This window comes from Falsiroseomonas sp. HC035 (assembly GCF_050563525.1).
Lineage (GTDB): Bacteria > Pseudomonadota > Alphaproteobacteria > Acetobacterales > Acetobacteraceae > Falsiroseomonas.
Genome location: NZ_JBNXUN010000087.1, coordinates 1 through 303, shown reverse-complemented (window position 1 = coordinate 303; position 303 = coordinate 1). Strand labels below are relative to the sequence as shown.

General features: G+C 75.9%; 1 protein-coding gene. It reads right to left on the bottom strand.

Annotated elements, in window-relative coordinates; genetic code table 11:
• Nucleotides 1-14 precede the first annotated feature (14 nt).
• A partial coding sequence (locus ACLF3G_RS29570) for a sigma factor-like helix-turn-helix DNA-binding protein (protein ID WP_430672949.1) occupies nucleotides 15-303 on the bottom strand: 289 nt, incomplete at its 5' end.

The window sequence follows — 303 nt, the reverse complement described above, 5'->3', positions numbered from 1 at the left end:
TGTCATGCCGGGGCTCATGCCAGGCACTCCCGCAGGCGCAACAGGCCGCGCCGGATCCAGGCCTTCACGGTGCCGAGCGGCAGATCCAGCCGGGCGGCGATCTGCGCGTGGCTCAGGCCGTGCACGAAGGCTAGCACGATGCCGCGGCGGTTGCGTTCCTCCAGCGTCGCCAGGCATTGCCGCAGGCGCCGCCCCTCGGCATCCGCGGCGACGCGGTCCAGCGCGTCGGCCGCCACCGGCTGGTCGCCAAGCGCGGGGTCGTCCGTCGGGACCTCCCGCCCCCGGGCGCGGGCCAGGTCGAGG